The 1,000-nt window shown below is 40.7% G+C and carries 2 protein-coding genes; one reads left to right on the forward strand and one right to left on the reverse strand.

The features are described 5' to 3' along the window. On the forward strand, positions 1 to 236 hold a 236-nt coding region (locus tag F6K53_RS45575), incomplete at its 5' end, for a DUF2973 domain-containing protein (RefSeq protein WP_293087863.1). 245 nt (positions 237 to 481) lie between these two features. Here the strand turns inward: F6K53_RS45575 and F6K53_RS45580 are convergent. Further along, on the reverse strand, positions 482 to 1,000 hold a 519-nt coding region (locus F6K53_RS45580), incomplete at its 5' end, for an H-type lectin domain-containing protein (RefSeq protein ID WP_293087866.1).

Below are 1,000 nucleotides of genomic sequence, written 5' to 3' on the forward strand. Positions count from 1 at the left end.
CTTTCTCAGCATCGGGAAAATCACCCGCCCAATGGGGTCGGAATCAAGTGAATGCCAATCCATCTCCTGCTAAGTCAGTACCGCACCCGGAACTGCTTGATGATAGTGGCAACCCTATCAATGAACCCCTCTTAGTAATGCGGTCAATGACCGTTGAAGATGCTCGCCAACAGTTAGACGCTATATACAATTCTTCTCCCGGTAACAGCAAGGGGAAGACAGAAGAAAACCAATAGTCTATTGATTTCAGGTTAAGGCTAGACAAAGGGAAAGGGGATAAGCAAAACTATTTCCCCTGACCGAATTCGTTGCTCGACAAACTATAGCGCTGCAAGCCGGGAATAGGGAATAGGGAATAGGGTATAGGGTATAGGGTATAGGGTATAGGGTATAGGGTATAGGGTATAGCGATGCAGCGCTGAATCCATTTTCCTTGACAGACAGCATTCAATTATAATTATTAAACTGAAATCGATCTGATTTATTTGCCATAGGCAAACCAACTTGCATTAGCGCTGTAAACCCGCGTGTCTCCCCAGGTTTCCAATACATAATGAAACCCCTCTCGATTGACATGAGTTACATCAACTTTTAATCGGAGATTTTCATCATTATCACTATCGATATCGTTTAAAGCAATATAAACCACAGGATCGGAAGAAAAGTTCGTATTAAACTTTTTCTCACCTGATATTCTTCGTCTGCCATCACCTTTTGATAAATTCCCTTCCCTAACAGAAATTTCTCCACTCTCCAGTTTAATCTGTGAACTAGCCACTTCTTCGATACTTCTAGAGATAGTAATCAACTGATTACTATCTTGAGTTAAGTTATTGATCCGTTCAACTATATCTCCCAAGGCGACTGGGTCTGATTCTATAAGAGCATTAAGTTTTTTCTCTATAGTAGAAGCGTTGATATCTAAGCTTTGTACCTTACTATTTAGATAGTGAGCTTGTTTTTGATAGTCTTGAGTTTGGGTTTTGAGAGTTTGAGTTTG

The organism is Moorena sp. SIO4A1 (assembly GCF_010672065.1).
Lineage (GTDB): Bacteria > Cyanobacteriota > Cyanobacteriia > Cyanobacteriales > Coleofasciculaceae > Moorena.